We start from the raw sequence: 23,402 nt of genomic DNA on the forward strand, positions 1-23,402 counted from the left end.
GCCAACAAAAAACCCGCCGGATCGCTCCGGCGGGTTTTTCGAACTGGTAACTTCCAGATCCAGCGATTAACGCTTGGAGAACTGGAACGACCGGCGTGCCTTGCGCTTACCGAACTTCTTACGTTCGACAACGCGGCTGTCGCGGGTCAGGAAGCCGTTCTTCTTCAGAACCGCACGCAGTTCCGGCTCATAGTGGGTCAGAGCCTTGGACAGGCCGTGACGCACAGCGCCAGCCTGACCGGACAGACCACCACCGGTAACCGTTGCGATAACGTCGTACTGGCCTGCACGATCGGTCAGCATGATCGGCTGCTGAAGGATCATCTGAAGAACCGGGCGAGCGAAATACTCGGTGTAGTCCTTTTTGTTGATCACGATCTTGCCGGTGCCCGGCTTGATCCAGACGCGGGCAATAGCGTCTTTACGCTTGCCGGTTGCATATGCACGGCCATTGGCGTCCAGCTTCTGGACATGGACCGGAGCTTCGGGGGCAGCGGTTTCGACCGCACCGCCCAGTTCTTCCAGGGATTGCAGCTCAGCCATCGTTAAGCCCTCTTGCCGTCATTCTTTGCGTTGAGGCCCTTGACGTCGACGAGTTCCGGCGACTGAGCTTCATGCGGGTGGGTCGGACCAGCGTAGACCTTGAGGTTCTTCAGCTGCTTGTTGGACAGAGGACCGCCCGGCATCATGCGCTGAACGGCTTTTTCCAGGACGCGCTCCGGGAAACGACCTTCGAGGATTGCACGTGCGGTGCGCTCCTTGATGCCGCCCGGGTGGCCGGTGTGCCAGTAGTACTTCTTGTTGTCGTACTTGCGGCCGGTGAACACAACCTTGTCGGCATTGATGACGATGACGTTGTCACCGGTGTCAATGTGAGGCGTGAAGGTCGGCAGATGCTTGCCACGCAGGTGATTGGCGATGAATGCGGCGAGACGGCCGACAACCATTCCTTCTGCGTCGATCAAGATCCACTTTTTCTCGACCTCAGCCGGCTTGGCAGAGAAGGTCTTCATGAGATTGATCCGTACTGGTCGGTTAAAGAAAAGGCCCGCGCGGCCTGTAACAAGCCAGCGAACGGACCGAAATTTCGTTCGGGGGCGCTTATACGCTCACGCAGAATAAGCGTCAAGCACGATATTTTCACCACCTCTCTTATTTTCTTATATTTTTCAATAACTTAAAAAAACGGTATTATAATACCGTAAATTAGATCCGGCAAATGCGCGCCAAATACGGCTGGTTAAGGCGAAACCCCGGAAATTCTGTAGTCGATTTTACGCCAGCTTAAAGCTGAACCGCCATGATGGGCGGCAAAGAAACAAACTTAAAAGCTGTGCACATGACGTTTGCCAAAGTCAGGACGACACTGACGAACCCCCTGAGTGCCGCCATTCTTGCCGGCCTGATCCTGCTTGCCGGTATCGCTTCGGCGGTGCACTTTCTGCTGGACTGGCAGGTTCACAGATCGATAACGCAAAATGCCGAAGTCAAGGCCATGAAATGGTCTGAACATTTCTTCCGCACCATTCCGAATGCAGAAAAGATGTTCAACACCGATACCGTTGTGCCCGAGGACCTTGCTCGATTGGCCGATTCCTTTGCGATGATCGACACCATACACTTCGAGCTATTCGATGCCGAGGGTCACCGGACATTCCTTTCGACAGATGGACGCGTTGAAGAAAACACATCTTTCAGCCAGACCGCACTGGAAACCTTCCAGACCGGAGTACCTCAATTCTTCCTCCATCACGACGACACAGAGGAAGAAAACGAACAGCACGAAGCCATAATAGAATCCTATGTGCCAGCCGTGACGCCTGACGGCCGACTGCTGGGCACGATAGAAGTCTACGTCGACGTCGGCCCGCTGAATGATGCGCTTGAAGATGCATTTCAACAAATCAGCTGGGTGCTGATCATCGGAACGACCGTACTGCTCGCGATACCTGCTTCTGCCTACGTTTATCGAACGAACCAGCTCAGGAAAAAAGACCAGCGGCTTCTGGATCTTACGAGATACGACCAGTTGACCGGTGTATTTAACCGGAACTCCATTTCAGAAATCCTGAAGGAGAAATTCGCGACACCAGCCAGTTCGGCGGGCTTGGGTGTCCTTTTCGTCGACGTCGACTTCTTCAAGCAAGTCAACGACCAGTTCGGCCATGTGTGCGGTGACCGCCTGTTGAAACATATTGCCCGCATTCTTCAAGCCAGTACGCGTGACAAGGACGACATCGTCGGCCGGTTCGGTGGCGACGAATTCGTGGTCATCGCTTCCAACATATCGCAGGAAAATTTTCGCAAACTCTATGGTCGTGTCATGGAAGGGGCAAAAGCACCCTGTGTCTATGAAGACAAATCGTATGTTCCAAGCCTGAGCGTCGGGGCCTATCTGACCACAGATCGGGATACCGAAAAAACCGCCATCCACCGGGCGGATCTGGCGGTTTACGCTGCCAAGAGACGTGGACGCGGACAGGTCGTCGAATACACGACCGACCTGGAAGACTTGTTTGCGCAGGATGACGGCAGGCAATCAGCCTGACATCGAGGCCGCCAGTCCGGATACTATCAGCGGGGAGGAACGGAATAGGTCGCCGTGGCATGAGCCGCGAGTTCTTCCTGTCCCTCAGCTGCAATTTCGCAATCGACAACGGCAAGACGCTTGCCGAGTTTCAACAGGCGGCACGTGGCGAGAAGATCTCCCGCCTCAGGTTTCCTCAGAAAGTTGATGTTGAGATTTGTGGTCACGGCAAGCGCAACCGGGCCAATATGAGCCAGGATCACGACGTAAGCGGCCAGGTCGGCAAGCGCCATCATGGAAGGACCGGAGACTGTGCCCCCCGGGCGCAGGTGCAGCTCGTTGGCGGAAAGGCGCAGGACCGCTTTCCCGGGTGAGACGCTGTCGATCGCATAAACACGACCACCTGCATGGATTTGCGGAAATTCCTTGTCCAGCATTTCCATGATTTCGGTCTCAGTCATAACCGGTGTCATGTAGCCTCCCCTACCACTTTCTTTTTCAATCCATAATCTGATTTCATCTTACGTTCACGTCAATTCGTTTCTTGGGCAAAAGCGGATCCAGACACACAAGGGCCTCACTTCAGTCCTCTGTCAGGTTTTCGTTTTTGAATAGTGAGGGTCTTCAATTGATCAGACTGATTGCAGCCTTGTGCAAAGTATTTTCCGCTCGCAGCCTTCGCCCCTTGCCACCGCTTGTTGTGGCTGCCTCGATAATGACGTTCCCCGGTATCGCCGTGGCCGACGTCAAACATTACCTCTACACCAGTGCAGGTGCGTTTTCCGAGACACGTGAGCTATTGCACAATCCAGCGATTTCCGGCGTTCAGATCCTCTACAACTGGCGAATGCTGGAACCGGAAAAAGGTCGTTATGACTTTTCCGCAATCGAGCGGGACCTCGCTGTAGCCCAAAAATACGACAAGGCGTTTTTTCTCCAACTTCAGGACCGCTTCTTCTGGGAAGGTGCTCGCTTTGTGCCGGACTATTTGCTGAAAGATCCGCTCTATGCAGGCGGCCTTGCCCGGCAGGTGGACGACAGTGAAGCCGAAACCCCGACACCAGAAGGCTGGGTAGCCGTTCAATGGAACGACGCGGTTCGCTCCCGTTACCAGGCTCTATTGACCGCCCTTGCGGACCAGTTCGATGGCCGCATCGAAGGCCTCAACCTGCCGGAAAGCTCGATCGACGTTGACAGACGCAAGGACGAGACGGGCTTCAGTTGCGACGCCTATTTCAAAGCGACATTGGAAAACATGGTCCATGCGCGCAAAGCATTCCAGGCATCCCATGTCGTTCAATACGTCAACTTCTGGCCATGCGAGTGGGAAAACAGTGAAGGCTACATGCAGCGCAGTTTCGAAAAAGCAGCCGAACTCGGAATCGGTCTGGGCGGTCCCGATATCGTTCCGCACCGAAAGGCACAGATGAAGAATTCCTACCCTTTCTTTAACCAGTTCAAGGACAAATTGCCGGTCATCGCGATGGCAATCCAGGAGCCCACTATGGAGTACATCAATCCGGAAACGGGCAAGACCTTTACCCGTTCGGAATTTATCAATTTCGCGACCGACTATCTTGGCGTTGACATCATCTTCTGGAGTGCAACAGCTCCCTGGCTGCAATAAGCCCTTCCCGCACGAAGCGGGCTTTCACAGGTCGGAGGCCCTATTCTGCTGGCTGTGTCTTTTCGGCGCGGCGTTTTTCGATAGCGTAAATTCCCCGATCCCAAAGCCAGACCGCCAGTCTGCCCAGGCCAATACCGGTTCTCATCTGAAACTCCTCGAAGTGAAACCGGCTGGCTCGCAAGCCTTTCAGCACGAGGCTGCTCTTCAGTGTCTTGCGAAGGGGCGCAGGCCCGCAAAAGAAAACGTGGGCATTGCGTAGATCGCCCTTCAGGTCTTCGACAATCCGTTCGGGCGTCAGCCTGACGCCTTCAAGCGAATTGACGATCATCAGCTCAAGCTTGCCGGTTTCTTCGGCCAAATGCTGAAGGTCAGCCACATATGGAATGTCGCCACGCTCGCGCACACAATAGTAGAGCTTTACCGGCCCGCTCTCCCGGTCTTTCAGGCTCTGCGCAAATGCAAGGAAGGGAGTTATTCCGACACCGGCGGCAATCCAGACCTGAGGATCCCGTCCAGACGGCATCGAGAAATTGCCATAAGGACCGGAAACCGTAGCCTCCATACCTACCTTCAGCTCGCGGTATGGGCGGCTGGTGTAGTCGCCGAGATCCTTTATCGTGAAACGCAGAGACCTGTCATCGCGTGGCGCGGCACTGAGTGTAAACGGATGTTCTTCCGTCAAGCCTCCTCCCGTTACCGAAAGGAAGGCGAACTGTCCGGCCACATGTTTCAGCCCTCGCCCCCTAGGCTCCAGGAGCACTTCCGTCAGGCCATTGATGTGACGAACGGAGGCAACCTTGTAGGCGTGGCCACGTGGTGCCAACGGGCGCAGAACAGACATCCAGACATAGGAAACAAGGCCGAGCACACAGAACGCAGAAACGTAAAGCCCGAGCGGGTCTGCGTTCGCAAACGGCTTTTCAATGAAGAAGTAATGGAATGCTCCCATGAAAAAGAAGACGCCGATCAGCCGGTGGCTCCACTTCCACAAGTGGTAGGGAATGAAGGTGATGACGGATGCCAGCACCAGGATCAGAAGACCGTAAAGGCTAACCTCACCGATGTCTTCAGCAGCGTCGGCCAGCGGCCCACCACGCAAACCGTCCATATCCGCATCGATGATGTCGTGCAGTCCCAGGCCCACCATCGCGATGATGCCGAGCCATTTGTGCAAAACGTAGATCCGGTCGAGTGGCCCGAACACCAATTCCAGCCCCGGTACGCGCGTCGCCAGGAATTGGTTGATGCCCATCACGATCAATGCAGCGGTTCCAAGATACTGGCTGAAAAGCGCCACCGGATCTCGCGATGCAGCCAACGGGGCGAACCAGAAAAGAGGGATCAGGGCAGCCAGAGCAATCAGTGCAAGTCCAACAGGGCGCAAAACATGTGTCCGTTTCTGGCTTCAGGCTCGAAGCGGTTCCGTTAGCTTGCGGATCGGACGGCGCGCAGTTCCTGCTCATGCAGCATCGCGACTTGCCGACCTTCCGCAAAACGATCGGGATGCGTTAGAGGGCTTACGTGACAGCTGCAACACTGTTGCAGGACTATCGACGAAAAAAGGCGCCTATTGGCGCCTTTTTAAAACCCTGACTTGTGGCTTGAGCGCAAGATCTAGCTGCGCCTGCGACCCCTGCGCCGACCGGAGCCCGAACCGTCGTTTTCTGCGCGGGCGGCATCAGCTTCCTTGTTCGGAGGCGAAACAAGCGGACCGATTTCGGCAATCACCTCGTTCAGTGTCGGCCGGGCACCCGCCTGGTGGGCATCCAAGGCTGCGCGCATTGCAGCCAGATGGATCGGCGACGTGCCGCAGCAGCCACCGACAATCCGCGCACCGGCATCAAGGGCCATATGTGCGTATTTTGCCATCAGCTCCGGCGTTCCGGTGTAGACCACTTCATCGCCCTTGATCTGAGGGATGCCGCAGTTGGCTTTCGCCACGATTATCGCGTCAGGATAGGCTTCGGTGATGTCCATGATCGCTGCCAGCAGATCCGACGCACCGACACCGCAATTGGACCCGATCGCGACGGGCGTGCAGGCAAATTGGTTCTGAAGGTCGCCAAGCCCCTTGGGGGAAAGACCCATCATCGTCTTGCCGGCTGTATCGAAACTGGCAGTAATGACCAATGGCAAGTCGAAATTCTGCGCTGCTTCAGCGGCAGCCTTCATTTCTTCGACGGCTGACATGGTTTCGACCCACAAAATGTCGGCACCACCTTCAACAAGGCCTTCCATCTGCTCCTTGAAGGCTGCAACACCCTCTTCATAGCTGAGTGCGCCCAGGGGTTGGAAAAGTTCGCCGGTCGGTCCGACGGAACCTCCGATCAGAACGGTCCGTCCGGAAGCTTCGGCCACATCTCGCGCCAGCTTGACGGCGGCAATGTTGAGTTCCCTGACGCGCCCCTCCGCCTTGTGCAACTTCAACCGATGACGATTGCAGCCGAAGGTATTGGTCAGAATGATGTCGGATCCCGCATCGACAAACGACTTGTGAAGCGCAGTGATCTTTTCCGGTTCATCCGTGTTCCATAATTCCGGAGCGTCACCGGAAACGAGACCCATTTCGAACAGGTTGGTTCCGGTTGCGCCATCGGCAAGCAACGCCCCCTTCTGGGCAAGGAGCTCTTCCAGCTTGGACATTCAGCAGTCTTTCGTCTTGTTGGTGTCGTCTTCGCCCATTTTCAGGCCTGTTTCTGCAATAGCAGACCGCACCGGTAAATCCATGTGCGCAAATTATCTTCTACGAAGCCCTGGCCTGCGCGGTTAGGCATAAAGGCGGTATTTCTGTACGGCAAGGTGACCTCGACCTTCGCTTGGTCGCCAATTCCGAAACCACTTTTCACTGTGCGAAGTCAATGGACTTTCCGGCGAAAATGAAGCAACAAAGCGCCATGACGCTTTTACGGTATTGTGCGACGGTTATGGAGCCGGGTTGTCAGGGCTCCTGATAAAGACTACGCGCAACCAAAATCATCTTGGGAGCATAAGATGTCAGACGCCGCCCCATCTGGCCGTCGAGGAAGAAGCGCCCGCCGCGAGCGCCGGCAAGCCGGACCTGCCGGCCTGGCCATTCCCTACATTTCGCGCAACATTCCGAACTTCGACATTTTGAGCGATGAAGGCGCGGAACGGATCGAAGCCAATACCGACCGCATTCTCGCTGAAATCGGCCTTGAATTCCGTGACGACCCCGAAGTTATCGGTATCTGGAAAGAAGCCGGTGCGGAAGTCGACGGCGAACGTGTCCGCTTTCCAAAGGGCATGCTTCAGGAGCTGGTAAAGACGGCCCCTTCCCAATTTACCCAGCATGCCCGCAACCCTGCGCGCAACGTTGAAATCGGCGGCAACAATCTTGTGTTTGCTCCGGTCTACGGCCCCCCTTTCGTCACCGATCTCGACAAGGGCCGGCGGTACGGCACGATCGAGGACTTCCGCAACTTCGTGAAGCTCGCCTACATGTCACCGTGGATGCATCATTCCGGCGGCACCGTCTGTGAGCCTGTCGACCTTCCGGTCAACAAGCGGCACTTCGATATGGTCTATTCCCATATCAAATATTCCGACAAGCCGTTCATGGGGTCGGTCACCGCACCGGAACGCGCCGAAGATTCCGTGAAGATGGCGCAGATCACCTTCGGTGAGGACTTCGTCGATCAGAACTGCGTCATGATCCAGCTGATCAACGCCAATTCGCCACTGGTTTTCGACGCCACCATGCTTGGTGCTCTCAAGGTTTATGCCAAGCACAATCAGGCTTGTATCGTTTCGCCGTTTATCCTGGCAGGCGCCATGAGCCCGGTAACCGTTGCCGGTACGCTGTCGCAAGTGCTGGCAGAGGCTCTGGCCGGCTGTGCCCTGACCCAGTTGATTCGTCCCGGTGCTCCGGTCGTTTTCGGTGCATTCGTCAGTTCGATCTCCATGCAATCCGGCGCTCCGACTTTCGGCAGCCCGGAAGGCTCCCTGCTTCTCAACGGGGCAGCAAAACTCGCCCGCAGGCTCAACCTGCCGTTCCGTTCAGGTGGCTCGTTCACCGCATCCAAGAGCCCGGATGCGCAATCTGCGCAGGAATCCGCGCAGACCATTCTGGCCACCTTGCAATCAGGTGTGAATTTCTGCCTTCACGCAGCCGGCTGGCTGGAAGGCGGATTGTGCTCTTCCTACGAAAAGTTCGTCATGGATGCCGACCAGCTCGGCATGATGCATGTACTTGCCAAGGGCATCGAAATCTCTGATGAAACTCTGGCGATGGACGCGCTTCAGGAAGTCGGTCCCGGTGGCCATTTCCTCGGCGCTGCGCACACGCAGCGCAATTTCGAGAGCGCTTTCTTCAGGTCCTCGATCGCCGACAATAACTCCTACGAGCAATGGCTCGCAGACGGGCAACTGGATGCCGCACAACGTGCCAATGCCCGCTGGAAGGAACAATTGGCGGGTTACACGGGCCCCGAACTTGACCCGGGCATCGACGAGGCGCTGCTGGCTTTCATGACCGAACGCAAGGCCTCTTTCCCGGACAGCAACGTCTGATCCGAAGCCGAACACCAAAAAACGCCCCGCCCTCGCGCGGGGCGTTTGTTTTTCAAGAGATTTTCAAAATCTGTTCTTGCAACGCATCGACGCTTCTTAACAACACTCAGAAGAAATACGATTTTTTATGTATCTAGCCTTTTCCAGCATTTCTCCATGGGATAAAGGTTGCCAAACCCTGCGTTTGCAAGGTAGCTGGAAACGCTGTTTGGCATGGGATAAGCTTACGCATGGCAGCACTGGGACTGGGTCGCGCCGGTCTGCGATTTATCTCGAGGGAGCATGCGGAAATGACTGTTTATAAACTGTAAGTTTTCTTATGAAAATCAATAGCTTGACTGTACCCAACTAATAAAAACAGGTTGTTCTGTGGCGTCGCTTACATCAAATATCGATATTCTTGGTTATTCTACCCGCCTTCCCGGCGCCAACGATTCTGCCGAATTCTGGTCATTGCTGAAAAACGGCGAATGCGCCGTTACGTCTGTCTCCAAAGACCGCTGGCCGCTGGCCCGCTTCGGACACCCGGTCCAAAGCACGTCTGGAAAGACCTACACCTGGGCTGCCGGGCAGCTGGATGATGTGTGGGGATTTGACCCCTCTTTTTTTGGTGTCTCTCCGCGTGAAGCCGTGCAGATGGATCCGCAGCAGCGGCTGCTGCTGCAACTGGTCTGGGAAGCTCTGGAACACGCCAATATCCGCCCCAGTGACCTGGCCGGCTCGAACACCGGCGTTTATGTAGGTGCGTCGTCTCTCGATTACCACCATCGCTTCCTGGTCGATCCGGCCATGGCCGACATGCAGTTCATGACCGGCAACACGCTGTCGATCGTTTCCAACCGCATTTCCTACATTTACGACCTCAGAGGCCCGAGCTTCACGGTCGACACCGCCTGCTCCTCTTCCATTGTCGCATTGCACGAAGCGGTTTCCGCCATCGAGTCCGGCCAGATCGATACCGCGATCGTCTGCGGCGTCAGCCTTCTGCTCAGCCCGTTTGCCTTTGTCGGCTTCTCCCGCGCCACAATGCTGTCGCCAACAGGCCTCTGCCAGGCATTCGACGCCAATGGCGATGGGTACGTGCGCTCCGAAGGCGGCGCAGTAGTCGTTCTGCGTGCTGCGCGTGCTGGCATTCCGGAAGGTGCAAAGAGCCACGGCAAGCTGCTTGCAACCGGCATCAATGCCGACGGTCGCACTGTCGGCCTGTCGCTTCCGTCCCCGTATGCGCAAGCAGACCTCTTACGTGAAATTTACGAAGGCCTGGAAATCAACCCGACGGATCTTGCCTTCGTCGAGGCCCACGGCACCGGAACGCGCGTTGGTGACCCTGCAGAAGCGGATGCGCTCGGCAAGGTTATTGGCCAGAAACGCGACAAGGCGCTGCCCATCGGATCCGTCAAGACCAACGTCGGTCACCTTGAGCCTGTTTCCGGTCTGGTCGGACTTCTGAAATCCGTAATGGCGCTGCGAGAAGACCTCCTGCCGCAGTCGCTGCACTTCAGAAATCCGAACCCGGATATTCCGTTTGACGAGTTGAACCTCAAGGTTGCCGGTGAAGCCATTTCCCTTGAGCGCAATGGCACCCGCAGACTTGCAGGGGTCAATTCCTTCGGTTTCGGTGGCACAAACGCTCACGCCGTCATAGGCGATCCCGATCCCGAAACTGCCGAAGCTTCGACAGCACCGGTTGACGCGCCGCTGGTCATCAGTGCCCGGTCCAAGGAAGCCCTGCAGCAACTGGCCGGCAAGTTCGCCGAACGTCTCGACAACGAGGCGGATGAGACAGCCGGTAATGTGATTGCCTCGAGTGCCCACGGTCGCGATCTGCTTTCTGAGCGACTTGTTGTCCTCGGCAAGACCAAGGCGGAAAAACTCGACGCGCTGCGTTCATTCGCAGAGAGCGGCGATGAAAACGCAGATGTCGTGTCTGGCAGCGTCATCAAGTCGAACGCGAAGGTCGGGTTTGTCTTTTCCGGAAACGGGTCTCAATGGGCCGGTATGGGTCAGGAAGCCTACCAGGCCGACACGCCATTCCGGACCGCCTTTGACAAGGTCGATAAGATCTTCATGGGTCTGAGCGGTTGGTCGCTCGTCACCACGCTTTTTGCTGAAGACCTTGAAGCAGATCTTGAGCGCTCCGAAATCGCGCAGCCGCTTCTGTTTGCAATTCAGGTCGGCATTGTGGAATCACTGCGCCAGCGTGGCATTACTGCTGCCGGGACCGCAGGTCATTCGGTCGGTGAAGTTGCCGCAGCCTGGTGTGCAGGCGCCCTGAACCTCGAACAAGCAGTCCGCGTCATTCGCGCCCGTTCCAGTGAACAGGAAGTCGTCAGGGATCTCGGGTCCATGGCTGCCTTGCTTCTGCCGGCAGATCAGGCAGTTGCCGCCATCGCGGAAAGCGGACTGCCGAGACTTGAACTCGCTGCCGACAACAGCCCGCGAAGCGTCACAATTTCCGGCGACAGCGAAAGCCTGGATGCTTTTGCGAAGTTTGCCCGCAAGAAAAAGTGGGCCATGCGGCGCCTGAACCTGGCGTATCCGTTCCACAGCGCTCTGGTTGACCCGATCGAAAAGCCTCTGCTTGCTGCATTGGATGGTCTTGCGCCCACAGACGTGTCGCTTCCATTCTATTCGACGGTTACACCGGATGAACGCGATGTCCGCGTTGATGCCGAATACTGGTGGCACAACGTTCGTCAGCCAGTCCGGTTTGCTGCCGCCATGGAAAACATGGCAGCAGATGATTTCTCTGTCCTGATCGAGATCGGTCCCAAGCCTGTTCTCGGCACCTATGTGAACGACGTCCTGCGGGCCAAAGGCAAGAAGGCCAAGGTTCTTGAAACGCTCAAGGAACCTTCCAAGAAAGCAGCTGCCGCAGCAGGCAATCCGCTTGACAGGATTGCCGCATCCGTTGTGGCGCATGGTGGCCAGACCGACCTGATCCGATTTGTCGGCGAACGCCCAGGTCATCTGGTTCCGCTCCCGTCCTACCCCTGGCAGAACTCCGAGTATCGCCCGGAAAACAGCCCTGAACGCGTCGATTTCATGTTCGGTCAAACCTGGCCGCTGCTGGGATACCGTCTGCGTCAGGACACTGCGGAGTGGTTCAACCACATCGACAGCGGTTCCCTGCCCTTCCTGCAGGATCACAAGGTCGAGGAAAGCATAGTCTATCCGGCCGCGGGCTATATCGAGATGAGCCTGCGCGCAGCGCTCCGGTGGAGCCGGAGCGACCAGATCGAATTGCGCGACTTCGACATTCTTCGTCCGTTGGTGATCGAAGGCGATGAAGTCTGGGAAACCCAGGTCCGTATCTCGCCTGACGATCATGTGGTCGAGATCCTGTCGCGACCGCGCCTGTCCGACAACGACTGGTCCTTGAATGCCCGGGGAACATTCCTGACGCCTTCAACGACTTCCAGGACCCCATGGGCGAAACCCGGCGACAGCGTTCTGTCGGAACTCGATCACGAAACGCTTTACACGGTCACCAAGAGCTTTGGCCTGAATTACGGTCCAGCTTTCCGCCGTGCCGATAAAGTGGTCAAGCACTCGAATACCAGCGCGACCGTTACGCTGTTGCCGCAGGACGAGAGCCTCGCGGATTACTCGTTCTCGCTCTGCCCGACTTTGGTGGATGCCGGTTTCCATGGCCTGTTTGCGCTCCTGGATGGTGTCGAGGATGTTCCGCAAAACACATCCTTCCTGCCGATCCGACTTGGCACCTTGCGTCTTCTGGCACCGGAAACCCTGCCGGCTTCCGTGCGTATCGAAGTCACAAAGGCGTCTCCGCGCTCGATCGAAGCAAGCTTCGAGTTCCTGGATGCCGAAGGCCTGACGATCGCCCGCTTGACCAAGACCCGGTTCAAGGCTGTTACTCTTGGACAGGACACGCGTCCCGACGATCTGGTCTACCGCCAGATTGCGACGCTTCTTCCTGCGCAGGACCGTATCTCGCCGCTTCAGGAAACCTTCGAAGGCTTGCCTTCATTGGCAGGCAATCTGGACCTTCTGGGCGCCGACGACCAGGAACTCGACGACAGCCGTGTTCTGATCGAAGCGCTGGGTCGCACGATTGCGCACAAGACTCTTTTCGATCTTTTCGCAGATCGGAAAATTGAACTGGCGTCGCTTGTCGCGGCCGGCGATCTGCATGAAACGGCAGTGCCGCTTGCGGCAAGTCTCTTTGGCTGGCTGGCCGAGAGCGGGCTGTGCACGGAAAGTGACGAAGGTTTTGAACTCACGGATCCGTCTGGCAATCCAGATGCATCGGCGCTTCTGCAAGCCCTGACCGATGGCGGCGGAGAACATATCGCCGAGGCAGCATTGCTGGCACGACTTTGGACGGGTTTGTCCGATATCCTGAAGTTCGGCCTTCAGGAAGCTTCCGGCAAGGAATATTCTTCCAGCCTGTTCGACGCCTACCGCTCCTCCTCTCCTGGCAAGCGGGCCCTGTCGTCGGCCCTGCAGTCTGGTGTGCAAAGCCTGATTTCCAGCTGGCCAAGTGACCAGGCACTAAGGGTCCTTCTGGTTGGGGCAAACGGTGGCCTCGCTGCGGCGATCGATGCTGCGCTTGATCCCACCTACATGGCGCTGACCGTAACAGATGCAACGTCCTCCGCAGTTGGCAGGGGCGAGCGTTTGTGGCAGGGCAGTTCGGCGACCGAGTTTGTTGAACCAGGCGAAGCATCCTTTACCTTCGACCGGCATTTCGACATCGTGCTGTTCGATACGTCTCTTGCGGAAATCGATGCCGACACGCTGAAGCGTTTTACGAAATCCATCGTTCCGGGCGGGCTGGTGCTTGGCGCAGAACCGCTGCCTCATCCGCTCACCGACCTAATCATGGGCGTCGGCTCGTCGTGGTGGGACGAAGGCGCAACTGCCGAGTTCCCGATTTCCAGGCAACAGGCAGACTGGACCAAGACGCTGGAAGCTGCCGGTTTGACCGAGGTCCAGACCGTACCGCTGAAGAGCACTTTGATTGAAGCCGATCTCCTGTGCGCGCGTGCGGGTGATCGCGCTGAAGAAGCATCGGACACCGACGAAGAAGCACCGGAAGCTGAAGCCGAGAAGAAAAAATATCTTCTCCTGACCAGCTCAGAGGGCGCGTCTCACCGTCTCGCCGAAGGTCTGAAGGCTTGCCTGACCCGAAAAGGTCATACAGCCACCCTTCTTGTTCCAGGAGAAGTTACCGAACAGCTCGGCGATGACATCTGGAGTGTTGCGCTTGGCGACAAAGTTGATGCCCAGGTGGCCGACGAAGCGCTCAACGCGCTTGTTGCCGCACATAACGGCCGGGTCGTTCACCTGCTTGGTGCCTATGCTGCCCCGGCCGACGCTCTCGCATCAGTCGATAGTCGTGCCTTCAGTCTGATGACACTTCTCAAGGCGTTGGGACCAAACGGCGGCGAATTCACGGTTCTGGCACCAGCCGGCGCGCAGGATATTGCCGGTGGCAAGCCAGCCGCTCCCGAGCAAGCCGGGATCTGGGCGTTTGGCCGTGTGGTCATGAACGAATACCCGGACGCGAACCTGAAGCTGATCGACGTCTCACCAGATCTGGAGCCAGGGATAGCTGCTGCACGTGTGGCCGACGAAATCCTGGTAGCCAATTGCGAACGGGAAATCGTTCTCGACAGCAAAACCCGTTCCGGTATCCGCCTTGTAAAAGGTGGCGTCCTATCAAGCGTCATGTTGCCGGAAGGCGCCAAACCCGCCATGCGGCTGGATATCCTGCGCCAAGGCTCCCTGGACCAGCTCTCCTGGCACGCCGTTGAGCGCAAGCCGCTTGAAGGCAAGGACGTGGAAATCGCCGTTGAAGCCAGCGGTCTCAATTTCCGCGATGTGATGTGGGCACTTGGCCTGTTGCCGGAAGAAGCTCTCGAAGATGGCTTTGCCGGACCGACACTCGGCATGGAGTGCTGTGGTCATGTTGTGGGCTGTGGTCCGGAGGTGACCCGCTTCCGACCGGGTGACAAGGTTATCACCTTCGCCCCGGCCTGCTTTGCATCTCATGTCACGGTCGACGAAAGTGGCTGTGCGCCGATGCCGAGCACGGTTTCAGCGGAAGAAGCTGCGACGATACCGGTCACCTTCCTCACTGCCTATTATGCCCTTGTGCATCTGGCGGCTCTCTGTGAAGGGGAAACGGTCCTGATCCACGGTGGCGCCGGCGGCGTCGGTCTGGCCGCCTTGCAGATTGCCAAGTGGCGTGGTGCGAAAATCATTGCGACTGCAGGGTCCGAAGACAAGCGCAACACCCTGAAGCTGCTCGGGGCAGATGTCGTTCTGGACTCCAGAAGTCTGGCATTCGTTGACGCCGTCATGGAAGAAACTGCCGGCGAAGGCGTCGATGTGGTTCTCAACTCGCTGTTCGGCGAAGCCATGGAACGCAGCATTGAGGTTCTGAAACCGTTCGGCCGCTTCCTGGAACTGGGCAAACGCGACTACTACGGCAACACCCGGATCGGCCTGCGTCCGTTCCGTCAGAACCTGACCTACTTCGGCATCGATGCCGACCAGCTTCTGACCCGTCAGCCAAAGCTGGCCGTCGACCTGTTCGTCAAACTTGTCGAGCTATTCGAAGCGGGCACGCTACGTCCCTTGCCGCATCGCCTGTTCGAAGCCGCAGATGTGGTCGACGCCTTCCGGCTAATGCAGCAGGCGGGCCATATCGGCAAGATCGTGATCCGCCCGCCCGCGGTTCCCGAAAACGTGCCGACCAAGCGCGAGATCTCGTTTGACGGTGAGGCTGTTTACGTCGTTGCCGGTGGCTTTGGCGGCTTCGGTGCAGCATTGCTCCACCGCCTTGCCGATCACGGTGCCAAGTCGCTTGCGGTTCTCAGCCGCCGGGGCGCTTCAAGTGAAGACGCCCAGGAGGTTCTCGCGCAACTGACCAAGCGCGGCATCTCGATCAAGGGTTATGCCTGCGACATCACCGACGAAGCAGCAGTCAAGAAGGCGCTTGCAGAGATCCGGTCTGAAAGACATCAGATCAAGGGCGTGTTCCACACCGCGATGGTGCTGAATGACGTGCTGATCGCCAACATGGATCATGACGGCCTGACAAAAGTGCTGGCGCCCAAGGTCCGCGGCGCAGAACTGCTGGACAAACTGACATCCGACGATCCGCTCGATCATTTCGTGTTGTATTCGTCGGCCACGACCCTTGTCGGCAACCCTGGTCAGGCCAACTACGTCGCTGCCAACGGCTACCTGGAAGGTCTTGCACGCAAACGCAGGGCCGAAGGCCGGCCGGGCCTTGCTGTCGCCTGGGGTGCAATCTCCGACGCCGGGTATCTGGCCCGCAACGAAGATGTCAACGAGATGCTGTCCCGCAAGCTCGGACGCCATGCCCTGACTGCCAAGGAAGCGCTCTACGGGCTCATGACCCTTATGGTGCAGCCTTCGCAGGAAGACGTTGGCCTTGCGGCGCTTGGATATGCGCGTATCGACTGGCAGGCGGCACGCAAGGATCTGGCACTGGTCGGCACACCTCTGGTCGGTCTGCTTGGCCTTGGTGACGAAGACGAAACCGGCGCGGACGGAGCGATCGACCTTGCAGCCATGCTGGAAGGCATGGATCAGGTCACTGCCGCACAGACTGTTGCCAAGCTTCTGGCCGCCGAAATCGGCAAGATCCTGCGGATTGCACCTGAAGAGATCGATCCGCACAAGCCGCTGTCGGACATCGGCATGGATTCCCTGATGGCTCTCGAACTGCGCATGAGTGCGGAACGGCAGCTCGGGATCGACATTCCATTGATGTCTCTCGCAAACGGCGCGACGTTGATCGACCTGTCCAGCCGTGTTGCAAACCGGGTTCTGGGCGAAGAAAATGCCTCCGGAATTTCGGATGAAACGCAGCAGCTCGCCAGCTTGCACGTGGATGACCAGCGTCAGGAAACGGAAGATCTTTCCGACATTGCTGCCGAAGTTGAGAACAAGAGCCGCGAACTTGGTTCCTTCCTGTAAGCGGCATCATAAAAGGATTGACTGGTATGGGCGCTGATGATCGCGCCAAGCTGATGGACAGCTTGAAAGCCAACCGCCGTTCTGCGCGTGGACGGGCGACGTCTTCGTCGGCGCGTCCACAAGCGGCAGCCCCGAAGCGCAAGGTCTATGACTTCAAGGAGCTGCCGCAGGTCAAGCAATTGCAGATGCACAGAGCTGCGGCAGATATGATGGGGATCGAAAATCCGTTTTTCCGACCTCATGACGGGCTGGCAGCGGGTACGAGCGTCATCAACGGCAGCAACTACGACAATTTCGCTTCTTACAACTACCTCGGCCTGAACGGGCACCCCAAGGTCAACGAGGCCGCAAAGGCCTATGTCGACAAATTCGGCACGAGCGTTTCCGCAAGCCGTATTGTTGCCGGCGAGCGCCCTTTCCACGCAGAACTGGAAGCAGCGCTGGCGAGGATCCACGGTGTGGAATCGTCGATCGTCATGGTGTCCGGTCATGCCACCAACGTCACGACGATCGGCCATTTGGTCCACAAGGGTGATCTGGTCCTGACAGACTCTTTCGTGCACAACTCGATTGCCGAAGGTGTTCGCCTTTCCGGCGCGACCCGCATGAACTTCCCTCATGATGATCTTGATGCTCTGGAAAAGATGCTCGCAGATCATCGACACAAGTTCGACAAGGTGCTTGTTGTTGTGGAAGGTCTCTATTCGATGGATGGAGATTTCCCGGACCTGAAGCGGGTCGTGAAGCTCAAACAGGCTTATGACGCCTGGCTGATGGTCGACGAAGCACATTCCATCGGTGTCCTAGGCAAGACCGGCAAGGGCATCGCCGAGCATTTCGGGATAGACCCGACTGAAGTCGAGATCTGGATGGGGACGCTGTCCAAGACCTTCTCATCCTGCGGTGGCTATATCGCCGGATCCAAGGTCCTGTGCGACTACCTCAAAGTGTCTGCGCCGGGTTTCGTGTTTTCCGTTGGACTTTCCGCCGCGCTCGCGGGCGCTGCCATTGCGTCTGCCGAACTGCTCGAGCAGGAACCTGAGCGGGTCACAAAGCTTCAGAAGAACGGAGCACTCTTTCTGAAACTCGCAAAGGAAGCCGGACTGAACACCGGCCCCAGTGCCGGCTACGCGGTGGTTCCCGTCATTGTCGGCGATTCTGCAAGTGCCGCAACACTTTCCAATCGTTTGCTCGCAAAGGGAATCAATGCCCTGCCGATCATTTTCCCCGCCGTGCCTGAAAAATCAGCGCGCATTCGGTTCTTCATTACGAGCGAACATACCGAAGACCAGATCCGGCGCGCTGTAGAGACAACGGCTTCCGAACTCGACGCCATGCGCGCGGACGGAACTGCCGTCGACAGGCTTATCAAGGCTACGCGCTAACAGATTTGGGCATCATGCCTCCCGCAATTACCGGACACGGAAATGCTGTCGTGTCCGGATCAGTGAGAGCCTACCTGTCAGAGTTCTCTCGATAACGCGGATCCTGATCAATCGTCACATCAAAACCGCCCATGAAGAGATCGCCGATCTTCGTCGGCAACAGATTTTGAAGGCGAATACCCCAGGCCAGCAAAAACGGAAACGCATAGAACGGCTTGCGACGGTCGATGGCCCGTCGCATCAATGCGGCTGCTTTTGAAGCCGGCATTTCGAAAGGTTTGGCACCGTTGTGGCGCGCTGACATCGGTGAAGTGATGAACCCCGGACAGATGATCGTCACGGATATGCCGAAGGGCTTCAACCAACCGCGAAGGGAATGCCCGTAGGCAATGAGTGCCGCCTTCGTGGCGCTGTAGCTCGGCATATCCGGCAAGGCACGCATTCCGGCCAGAGACGAGATAAGCACCAGTTGCCCACGCCGGCGTTTTTGCATGTTGTCGACGAGGCCTGTGAGCGTGTTGACCACGCCACGATAATTCACATCGATCTGCCGATCGCTGTCGGCATTCGTTTCGCGTGTTCGGTTGGGGCCGAGCCCTGCAGTCACACCAGCATTTGCAATGACCAGATCGACAGGATGCCGTGCATCCAGATCACTGAGGTAGCCATGCAGTGCTTCGCGATCACGAATATCGATGGCAGTGATTTCACCGTCTGCGCCAAGCTCGCGGATTTCTGTCAGCAGAGCTTCCAGACGCGCCTCGTCCCGGGCAATGAGGGCGAAATAAATGCCAGGACCAGCGTATTCACGAGCAAGCGCCTGCCCTATGCCGCCACTGGCACCGGTCAACACGATGACCTTTTGTGTTTCGCCTGCCATTCTTGCCTCTCCCATGAGGGTTAGATTCCAAGTTTTCTGCCTAGCCAGGACGAGTGCCGCTTGATCGCGGTCACCAGAAGGTGCCGCTTGTCTGTCCGCTGCTCCGCTAGCCGCGCAACCAGAAACTCCGGTGAGCATGGCAACAAGGAAACCGGGTCAATTGTGCGGGCATACTTCACGAGAGCCAGGTAGACCAGCTCCGGCAAGGTGCGGCTTGTGCCCCTGCCTTCAATCTTGGTCAAATCCTCACAAAGGCCCCAGCCGGCATAAAAGGGCGCTCCATGGACACACACCTTTTTACCCCGCAGCAAAGCTTCGAACCCCGATAACGAAGAAAAAGTCTCGACGCCATCGACTGCCTCTATGAGGTCGATGATATTCGCATCTTCGGCAATTTCATCGGCGTATTCCAGCGCGGTTTCACGGGGCACCTTGCCTTTGCGCAAGCCGGTCTCAACATCGGGATGTGGCTTGAAAACCAGGAACGCCTCGGGATGACGGGCACGGGCGAGGCGAAGCAGATCGAGATTCACGTTCGGTGTGTTGGCGCAATCGATTGTCGCAGATCTGGATTTTCTGATTGCCGCATCGTCCGCAACCTGCCCCGGTACAAGGATCTTTTCCTTGTTGGCCGGATAGGCAAATGAACGCGTCTTGCCGAAATTGTATTTGGAGACCCTGGCGCGAATGATCAGGCCGATCAAAGTTTCGCCCCGGTTCCGTTCTTCCGGTGAAAGCACGTACTCTTTCAGTAGAACCTCGAGCCGGCTGGGCCGAGAGGGGTCGTAGTAGATGCCGAGATCATCGACCGCAAGCATAGCCCCTCTTGCAAGGCCTGCACCAAGACCGACGGAGCGCAAGAAACCGTCTTCTATGCGCGACAACTGAATCCCGTTTTGTATGCAGATCTGCTCGAACGCGGGATCGGTGCGCCCCGCCCAGGAATATATCCGCCCGCCGTCACTCCGTGCGGCTGAGACCGCGTCCTGTTGGGTTTCGTGAAACGCGACCGCCCCGCCTTTTCCGGAAAAGGTGGCGTTGATCGAAGGATGGTTCCAATACTGCGCGCCGTAACAATGGCCGGGCATGGCGTTGTCCTGCCACTGCTCCTGCATAAGCGAGTGGATCTCCAGCGCATCACCTGGGTGCAGAAGATCGCCTGTATAAGGTGAGAACCAGGCAGTCCGGCAAGACAGTATCCAGTTCAGCAGATCGTCGATGGCTATCTGCTCAAGAGCGGCCCTGTTTTTGAGCTCGGTCCAGAACAACGCTCCCTCTTGTCGGACGTCGTCTCCGGCCAAAAGCTTCTGAAGCAAAAGACCTTCGGTTCCAGCAACCGCAGTTTCGCCCGCCGCGGAACTGGAGAGCAACTGTTCACGCCAGGTGCCCGTAAAATCGCAAACCGACGCAATGTTCCGGCCATGTGTGACGAACTGCCGGATTAACGTGTCACAAGCGACGCTCATCAAAGAGCGTTCTTTCAGCTCAGTGCGGCTCAATGGCAAAAGAATTAAGCTGGAGGGCAGCCGCCGGGCTTGTGCAGGGGTCGGTCCTTCCAGGACCAGAAGAAGGCTACCTGTGACAGGCTTCATTCTGCTGAACGCATTGGCGTTTTTCAGCCAAACTGCCTGATATGGACTGGAATCTGAACTCCCAAGGATCCCGCCCTCGAGAGCCGTTTGAAGCCTGACTTCCAACGGCCGAAGCTCCGGATCGGCAATCTTCAACGCCGACTTATGCCCCTTCAGCCAACCGATCACAACGGCACTCCGAGCGCACGTGCCCTGGCGAGCCTGGGAGGAGGATCGACATAGGCTCCGAAGGCGTTCAAGTCTCTATTGGCAATCTTTTCGGCAATGTTTTTCGCCGCAACTGCGACTCCTTCCGAATTGTGGATCGACCCTCGTACCTGCGTTGAAGCTGCCAGCGCTTGAACGTAAGTGAGGAGAAGGTCACGATCCGGCTGATCCGGATTATTCCAGAAACCCGCCAGATCACCCTGGTGGGTCAGGCCGGCAATATCGTAGTGGGCCGGCACCAGCGTCTTCACCGGCACACCAGCTTGCAAGGCTTCCAGCCCGGCAGTGGAATTCAGCGTTACGACCCCGAGCGCCTGCTCGAACGGCTTTGCAAGGCCGCCGCCATCGAGAAAATGCACCCGGTGCTGCAAGCCGAAGCGGTCTGCAAGTAGATTGGCAACACCCGGCCAGTCTTCGAAGCCGACATCGAGAGGGTGGCTCTTCAAGACCAGATGAACGTCGTCATCTGCCGCTTCGGCCAAGGAGCGGAAAACGACCTCCAGAACCTCTTCAAAACTCTGAAATGGTGAATGTCTGCGCAACTGGAAATCTCCCTCCAGCTGCAACGGCAGCACGTAATAGCGAACCGCCTTCTCCTGCAATTCCGCAAGCTGGCGTTCTGCTGCCCTGTTCCTCCGCTTTTCCGTCAACAGCCTGACTGCTCCGCGCAGATATTCAGCGACCGGGGAATAGATCGTGTGCCGCTGATAGGCGGGATAGAGCGGCTTCAGGAAGACATTCGTCAGGTTATAAACTATGTCTGGAGCTGTCTGGAGCCAGAAGCTGGAGGGATAACGCGGGGTGAGATCCACCGCCTCCGCAGTCTCGGCTATACGCCTTATCGCAGCCGGGTCGGAAGGAAAGTGACTGAGCGTGGACAAACCGGTTCGCTCCAGCGTCATCCAGCCGGGCCGCAATGCCCCAAGTTCTGTCACGGCAACATAAACGCCTAGCCGGACTGCCTTTTCGACAGCAACGCGATGGTAAAGGCGCTGATCCCCATGAAGAACGAGATCTGTGATCTCGTGTTTGCGCAGATAGTCTTCTATGTAGGCCGGCCATTCGGATGGCTGCCCCTTGAAACTGATACAGCCCTTTCCGTGCCAATGTAGCCAGTCACCAGCGCAGAAGTTGATCCGGTGAACATCAAACCCGAGGGCTTTGAGGCAATCACCCGTTTGCTTGTAGAGCGGAGATAACGGTCCCTGCAGAAATAAGACCCGTCTTACGACGTTTGGGCGAGTTTCCGTTGCCACAGACGGCTCAACCGCGCCAGACATGTGTCCACCGTTCGGTTTTGCCACGCCGTTCCAGTTGTTCGGAAAAGGTCGTTGCGATCCCTCTCGCCTGCGCCTTTTGTAAACGAGGCGGCATTTCACAGAATGCTTGCGGCAAATTAACCGTGTCCGCAATCATCCGTTCCGCCATCATGTCGGCAGCCGCCTCTCTGCCTTCCTTGGTGTAGAAACATCCCTTGACCTGAATGGACGCGGCAAGCAACCGTTCAAGCGCATCCAGCAGATCCTGATCCGGCATCGTCGGGTTGCGCCAGAAATCATCAAGAGGGTTCTGGCAGGTCAGCCCCGCGATATCATAAAGTGCGATGCCAAGAACCTTCGTGGGGCAATTCGCTCTGAGGGCATGCAGACCGGTGGTGCTGTTTATCGTCAATGAGCCTGCTGCGTGTTCCAAAAGCCGGTTCAGGTTGCCACCATCCACCAGAACCACACGTTTCTTGACCCGATATTTCTTGGCGAGCGTCCGCAGGATTCGCCCCCAAGGCTCCATGCCATTGTCCAGAGGGTGGACCTTGAAGACAAGGCGCGCCGCGGCAGGTGCGTTTTCTGCAAACGACTTGATGACCTCCTCCGCAGCATCCGCAATATGGTCGTACTGGGAGTTATAGCGCAGCTGATAGTCGCTCTGAAGCTGAAGGGGAAAGACGTAGTATGGCAGGCCAGTCGCAATAATGTCGTCAATCACGTGGTGGGCATGCCTGTTGCGGTTTTTGGCGAGCGAGAATCGCGGAATATTGCTCAGGTAGTCGATCAGCGGATGATAAAGCTTGTCACGGACATACCTGGGATATGACAACGCGAAGATCACGTTCGACATATTGTAGGTTACCTCGTTCACCGCTTCGTTGATGAACGGGTACTTGTAGAGTGCCTGCCGGTCGATATCCGGAAGGCTGCTGCCTACTTTCATGATGAGTTCCGGATCATCCGGAAACCGGGAGTGCGCGGACATTCCGCAATGCTCGAGCGTTATCCAGTCCGGACGCAGATAGCCATTCTCAAAGGTCAGACACGTTATGCCGAGTTCCGCCCCCACTTCCGCCGCTGCGACATGATAAGGCACACGATCCGCGTAATAGACGATGTGGGTAATCTTCTGGTCGAGACAGTAGGCTCGAAGCCAGTTTGGCCAGTTTCGCAAGGAACCGCGATAGGATGTACATCTGCGGTCGTGCCAACCGATCCAGTCGCCGGCACACAGGTTCACACGGCGTGTGGACGCCCCTGCTTTTTCAAGGCTGTCGGCAATGGTTCGCGCAAAAACGCCAGGCGGCCCTTGCAGAAACAGCACCACCATTGAACTGACTGAAACCATGCAATCTGCCAACCTACCGGCTTTAACGGCCCACCATGTTTATCTGAGCCGTTAAATCTTCGTA

General features: G+C 57.1%; 14 protein-coding genes. 5 read left to right on the plus strand and 9 right to left on the minus strand.

Features of this window, described 5'->3' with window-relative positions:
- Positions 1-66: 66 nt before the first annotated feature.
- Positions 67-543, minus strand: coding sequence for a 30S ribosomal protein S9 (rpsI, locus tag HCG46_RS17935; protein WP_022999426.1), 477 nt, complete (start codon positions 541-543; stop codon positions 67-69).
- Positions 544-545: 2 nt separating this feature from the next.
- A complete protein-coding gene (rplM, locus tag HCG46_RS17940) occupies positions 546-1,013 on the minus strand; it encodes a 50S ribosomal protein L13 (RefSeq protein ID WP_006935155.1) in 468 nt (155 codons plus the stop codon).
- 326 nt (positions 1,014-1,339) lie between these two features.
- On the opposite strand from rplM, the gene HCG46_RS17945 reads away from it, so the two are divergent.
- Positions 1,340-2,548: a GGDEF domain-containing protein gene (locus tag HCG46_RS17945; protein ID WP_168686971.1), complete on the plus strand. Its 1,209-nt coding sequence runs from the start codon at positions 1,340-1,342 to the stop codon at positions 2,546-2,548.
- Positions 2,549-2,574: 26 nt separating this feature from the next.
- On the opposite strand, the gene HCG46_RS17950 is transcribed toward HCG46_RS17945, so the two are convergent.
- Positions 2,575-3,000, minus strand: a complete 426-nt coding sequence (locus HCG46_RS17950) for a PaaI family thioesterase (RefSeq protein WP_168686972.1) — start codon at positions 2,998-3,000, stop codon at positions 2,575-2,577.
- Between the two features lie 242 nt (positions 3,001-3,242).
- On the opposite strand from HCG46_RS17950, the gene HCG46_RS17955 reads away from it, so the two are divergent.
- The gene (locus HCG46_RS17955) at positions 3,243-4,154 is read left to right on the plus strand and encodes a hypothetical protein (protein ID WP_168686973.1); all 912 of its coding nucleotides are present in this window, start codon (positions 3,243-3,245) and stop codon (positions 4,152-4,154) included.
- A 40-nt stretch (positions 4,155-4,194) separates the two neighbouring features.
- Here the strand turns inward: HCG46_RS17955 and HCG46_RS17960 are convergent, their stop codons facing one another.
- Together HCG46_RS17960 and bmt are read right to left on the minus strand one after the other, a co-directional pair.
- Positions 4,195-5,538 carry a ferredoxin reductase family protein gene (locus HCG46_RS17960; protein ID WP_168686974.1) on the minus strand — a complete coding sequence of 448 codons (1,344 nt, stop codon included), beginning with the start codon at positions 5,536-5,538 and terminating at the stop codon, positions 4,195-4,197.
- A gap of 230 nt (positions 5,539-5,768) precedes the next feature.
- Positions 5,769-6,797, minus strand: coding sequence for a betaine--homocysteine S-methyltransferase (gene bmt, locus HCG46_RS17965; protein WP_168686975.1), 1,029 nt, complete (start codon positions 6,795-6,797; stop codon positions 5,769-5,771).
- Between the two features lie 348 nt (positions 6,798-7,145).
- Here bmt and HCG46_RS17970 point away from each other — a divergent pair, with 348 nt between their 5' ends.
- The 3 genes from HCG46_RS17970 to HCG46_RS17980 all read left to right on the plus strand — a co-directional run bounded on the left by HCG46_RS17970 (position 7,146) and on the right by HCG46_RS17980 (position 18,046).
- Positions 7,146-8,684, plus strand: a complete 1,539-nt coding sequence (locus tag HCG46_RS17970; RefSeq protein WP_022999432.1) for a trimethylamine methyltransferase family protein — start codon at positions 7,146-7,148, stop codon at positions 8,682-8,684.
- Positions 8,685-9,053: 369 nt separating this feature from the next.
- Positions 9,054-16,661, plus strand: a complete 7,608-nt coding sequence (locus HCG46_RS17975) for a type I polyketide synthase (protein ID WP_209009514.1) — start codon at positions 9,054-9,056, stop codon at positions 16,659-16,661.
- Positions 16,662-16,687: 26 nt separating this feature from the next.
- Complete coding sequence (locus HCG46_RS17980) at positions 16,688-18,046, plus strand: aminotransferase class I/II-fold pyridoxal phosphate-dependent enzyme (RefSeq protein WP_168686976.1); 1,359 nt, start codon at positions 16,688-16,690, stop codon at positions 18,044-18,046.
- A gap of 70 nt (positions 18,047-18,116) precedes the next feature.
- Here the strand turns inward: HCG46_RS17980 and HCG46_RS17985 are convergent, their stop codons facing one another.
- The 4 genes from HCG46_RS17985 to HCG46_RS18000 form a co-directional block, all read right to left on the minus strand.
- Positions 18,117-18,926: an SDR family NAD(P)-dependent oxidoreductase gene (locus HCG46_RS17985; RefSeq protein WP_168686977.1), complete on the minus strand. Its 810-nt coding sequence runs from the start codon at positions 18,924-18,926 to the stop codon at positions 18,117-18,119.
- Positions 18,927-18,946: 20 nt separating this feature from the next.
- Complete coding sequence (locus HCG46_RS17990; protein WP_168686978.1) at positions 18,947-20,392, minus strand: capsular biosynthesis protein; 1,446 nt, start codon at positions 20,390-20,392, stop codon at positions 18,947-18,949.
- Between the two features lie 290 nt (positions 20,393-20,682).
- Positions 20,683-22,005 (minus strand): capsular biosynthesis protein, encoded by a 1,323-nt coding sequence (locus HCG46_RS17995; RefSeq protein WP_168686979.1) that lies wholly within the window; start codon positions 22,003-22,005, stop codon positions 20,683-20,685.
- Entirely contained in the window at positions 21,989-23,338 is a 1,350-nt protein-coding gene (locus HCG46_RS18000) for a capsular biosynthesis protein (RefSeq protein ID WP_209009515.1), read from the minus strand. The genes HCG46_RS17995 and HCG46_RS18000 overlap by 17 nt, the downstream gene beginning before the upstream one ends.
- Between the last annotated feature and the right edge of the window lie 64 nt (positions 23,339-23,402).

The organism is Labrenzia sp. PO1 (assembly GCF_012273635.1).
GTDB lineage: Bacteria > Pseudomonadota > Alphaproteobacteria > Rhizobiales > Stappiaceae > Roseibium > Roseibium algicola.